A 4165-nucleotide genomic window follows, 5' to 3' on the forward strand; every position below is an offset into this window, starting at 1 on the left:
CGGGGAACCTCGTGTTCGTGCGGACGGACGGCGCGTGGTGCGCTCAGCGTAGGAGGGCGGCCGCGGCGGACGCGCCGCGGGGACCGGGGGCCGGTGGCCGGTGGCCGGTGGTGCGACCAATGACAGTAGTGAAACGATTTAGGGTCCTGTCGAATGGTGCGCCGGCGTACCGGCTGTGGCGTGTACTGATCATGTGTGATGCCCGGGGTGGGCCTGAAAACGATTCAGTACGCACGGGGCGAGTCCGGCGCTGATGGGCGGGCGGAGCCGGAGTATGGCGTGTACGAGCCGGTCACCTGCGACAGGCCCTCTTGACTGGCCTCGGGGGTGTGACTAACTTCCCGTCAACCATGTTGAAACATTTCATTTCTGATGCTCGATCAGCGGTGTGACCTTGGGAGGAGCAGGATGACCGAGCCCGCACCGGGCGGTGGCTCCCCACCGGTCCTCGCGCTGGAGGAAGTGAGCAAGTCCTTCGGCACCGTGCGCGCCCTGCGGGAGGTGTCCCTGGAGCTGCGCGCCGGTGAGGCGCACGCCCTCGCGGGCGAGAACGGCGCCGGCAAGTCCACGCTGATCAAGACGCTCACCGGTGTGCACCCGCCCGACACCGGAACGGTGCTGATCGACGGCAGACCCGCAGTCTTCCACGGACCCGCCGACGCGCGGGACGCGGGGATCGCCGTGATCTACCAGGAGCCCACCCTCTTCGCCGACCTGTCCATCGCCGAGAACATCTTCATGGGCCGCCAGCCGCGCCGCGCGCTCGGCCGCATCGACCACCGCGCGGTGCACGAGGCCACGGCCGGACTGATGGGCCGCCTCGGCGTGGACCTCGACCCGGCGCGCCCCGCACGCGGGCTGTCCATCGCCGACCAGCAGATCGTCGAGATCGCCAAGGCGCTCTCCTTCGACGCGCGGGTGCTCATCATGGACGAGCCCACAGCGGCGCTCACCGGCGGCGAGACGGAGCGGCTGTTCTCCGTGGTCGAGACGCTGCGCGCGGAGGGCGCAGCGGTGCTGTTCGTCTCGCACCGGCTCGGTGAGATCTTCGAGCTGTGCCAGCGGGTCACCACCCTGCGCGACGGGCAGCTGGTCGCCTCCGAGCCGCTGGACGGACTGACCGAGGACGACCTCGTGCGCAGCATGGTCGGCCGCGAGCTGGACGAGCTCTACCCCAAGCAGGACGTGCCCGCCGGTCAGACCGCGCTCACGGTGCGCCGCCTCACCCGCGAGGGGGTCTTCCACGATGTGTCCTTCGAGGTGCGGCGGGGCGAGATCGTCGCACTGGCCGGGCTCGTCGGCGCGGGCCGCAGCGAGGTCGTCCAGGCCGTCTTCGGCGTCGACCGCCCCGACGCCGGGGAGGTCGAGGCCGGCGGCACCGTGCTGCGCCCCGGTTCGCCGACCGCCGCCATGGACGCGGGACTCGCGCTCGTACCCGAGGACCGGCGACAGCGCGGGCTTGTCATGGCGGCGTCCATCGAGCGGAATATCGGGCTGACCGGGCTCGGCGAGCTGGGCCGCGGCGGCCTGGTGCGGCGCACGCTGGAGCGTACCCGCGCCTCGGACTGGGGAGTGCGGCTGCGGCTGAAGTACGACCGGCTCTCCGACCCCGTCGGTGTGCTGTCCGGCGGCAACCAGCAGAAGGTGGTGCTCGCCAAGTGGCTCGCCACCGAGCCGGCCGTACTGATCGTCGACGAGCCCACGCGCGGCATCGACGTCGGCACCAAGGCGGAGGTGCACCGGCTGCTCTCCACGCTCGCCGCCGACGGCCTCGCCGTCCTGATGGTCTCCTCCGACCTGCCCGAGGTCCTGGGCATGGCCGACCGGGTGCTGGTGATGCACGAAGGCCGCCTCGTGGCCGAGATACCCCGCCACGAGGCCGACGAGGAGACCGTGATGGCCGCCGCCACCGGGCGCGGCCGGCGGCACGGGGAGGCGGCGTGAGCGACACCGGCGCGGCCGCCGAGCCGCAGTCGAGCACGCAGCCCGCGCACCGCGAGGCGGGCGGAGCGGCCGGCGAGGCGGGCGCAGTGCGCACCGCTCCGGCCGGCCGGCCCGAACCGCCGGAAGGGCCCGCAGCGGGGCCGGAGACGGCGCGCGGCGGGCGCTCGCTCGCCGAAGCCGTGCTGCGCGTGCGGGAGTTCAGCATCGGCGGAGCGCTCATCGCCCTGATCCTCGCCACCTGGCTCGCCAACCCGTCCTTCCTCGACGACCAGGGCGTCAAGGACCTGCTGCTCAACTCCTCGATCCTGGTGCTGCTCTCCACCGGCCAGTCCGTCGTCGTGCTCACCCGGAACATCGACCTGTCCGTCGGCTCGGTCGTCGGGCTGACCGCCTTCGCCTGCGGCAACTTCGTCTCGGGAACGGACCACAGTCCGGTCACCGCCGTGCTGCTCGGCATCGCGCTCGGCACCGCCTGCGGGCTGGTGAGCGGCGCGCTGGTCAGCTTCGGCAAGGTTCCCGCGCTCGTGGTGACCCTGGGGATGCTCTACGTCATCCAGGGCCTCGACCACGCCTGGGCGAGCGGCGAGCAGATCAACGCCGCCGACGTCCCCGACGGTGTGCTCGACCTCGGCAGCGGCAGCGTCCTGGGCATCCCGTATCTGCCGATCATCTCGGCCGTGGTGCTCCTCGGCACCGGGTACTTCCTGCGCACGTACCGCAGCGGCAGGGAGCTGTACGCCATCGGCTCCAACCCGGAGGCCGCCCGGCTGGCCGGTATCCCCGTCCGCCGCCGGGTGCTCGCCGCCTACGCGTTCTCGGGGGCCGTCGCGGGCTTCGCCGGGGCGCTGTGGCTGGCCCGCTTCGGCACGGTCGTGGCCGACGCAGCCAACGGCTGGGAGCTGACCGTGGTCAGCGCCGTCGTCGTCGGCGGCGTCGCCATCACGGGCGGCGTCGGCACCGTGTGGGGAGCGGCGCTCGGCGCCGCGCTGCTCACCACGATCGGCAGCGCCCTCGTCGTGCTGAAGGTCAGCGCCTTCTGGGAGCAGGCCATCACGGGCGCCCTGCTGCTGGCCGCCATCACCACGGACCGCGTGGTGCGCGGCCGTACCACCCAGGCGCTCAGGAAGAGGAGCAGAACGTGACCGCAACCGCACCAGCGCCCCCCGAGCCGAAGGCGGAGCGGCGCGGCCCCGGACGCTTCGTGCGCTGGGACTCGGTGGTCGGCGTGCTGCTCGTCGCGACCTTCCTCGCCGGCACATGGTCGACCGACGGGTTCGCCGATTCCGCGAACCTGTCGGCCGCGCTGAACGACACCGCCGAGATCGCGCTGCTCGCCCTCCCCATGACCCTGCTCGTCGTCGCGGGCCAGGTGGACCTGTCCGTCGCCTCCATGCTGGGGCTGTCCAGCGCCCTGGCGGGGCGGCTGTGGGACGCCGGCTGGACCTTCGAGATGATCTTCCCGCTGTGCCTGCTGGCCGGTGCGCTCGGCGGGCTGCTGAACGGCTGGCTGGTGACCCGGGTGGGCCTGCCCTCGCTCGCGGTCACCATCGGCACCCTCACGCTGTACCGCGGCCTGGCCTCCGTGGTGCTCGGGGACAAGGCCGTGGCCGACTTCCCCGAGACGTACGCCCGGTGGGCGGGCAACAACGAGACGGTGCCCGGCACCTTCGTGCCGTATCCGATCGCGCTGTTCTGCGTCCTCGCTCTCGTGGCGGCCGTCGCGCTGCACAGCACGACGTTCGGGCGCTCGCTGTTCGCGATCGGGGCGCAGGAGGACGCCGCGTACTTCGCGGGGATCCGCGTCAAGCGCCTCAAACTGGTCCTGTTCGTGCTCAGCGGAGTGATGGCCTCGTTCGCCGGGATCGTCTACACGCTGCGCTACGGCAGCGCCCGCGCCGACAACGGACTGGGGCTCGAACTGACCGTGGTCGCCTCGGTGCTGCTGGGCGGCGTCGACTTCGACGGCGGCAAGGGCACGCTGGGCGGCGCCGTCGCCGGTGTGCTGCTCATCGGCGTGCTCAACAACCTGCTCACCCTGAACGACGTCTCGCACGAGATCCAGGTGATCGTCACCGGGGTCCTGCTCATCGTCTCCGTGCTCACCCCGCGGGTGATCGCGGTGCTCACCGCACGCAGACACAGACGCCTCGCCGCCTGACCGCGCCGCCGTGCCGGCGGCTGTGCGGCGCCTGTGACCATCCCCCCCCGTATACCCGTATAC

3 protein-coding genes are annotated in these 4165 nt (G+C 72.2%); all 3 read left to right on the forward strand.

The genetic code is table 11. The features are described from left to right. Positions 1 to 408: 408 nt before the first annotated feature. The gene (locus G5C65_RS32460) at positions 409 to 1944 is read left to right on the forward strand and encodes a sugar ABC transporter ATP-binding protein (RefSeq protein ID WP_165302623.1); all 1536 of its coding nucleotides are present in this window, start codon (positions 409 to 411) and stop codon (positions 1942 to 1944) included. Positions 1945 to 2030: 86 nt separating this feature from the next. After that, positions 2031 to 3086, forward strand: a complete 1056-nt coding sequence (locus G5C65_RS32465) for an ABC transporter permease subunit (protein WP_165302625.1) — start codon at positions 2031 to 2033, stop codon at positions 3084 to 3086. Then, the gene (locus G5C65_RS32470; protein ID WP_165302624.1) at positions 3083 to 4102 is read left to right on the forward strand and encodes an ABC transporter permease; all 1020 of its coding nucleotides are present in this window, start codon (positions 3083 to 3085) and stop codon (positions 4100 to 4102) included. The genes G5C65_RS32465 and G5C65_RS32470 overlap by 4 nt, the downstream gene beginning before the upstream one ends. Positions 4103 to 4165 lie beyond the last annotated feature (63 nt).

This window comes from Streptomyces boncukensis, assembly GCF_011045075.1.
Lineage (GTDB): Bacteria > Actinomycetota > Actinomycetes > Streptomycetales > Streptomycetaceae > Streptomyces > Streptomyces boncukensis.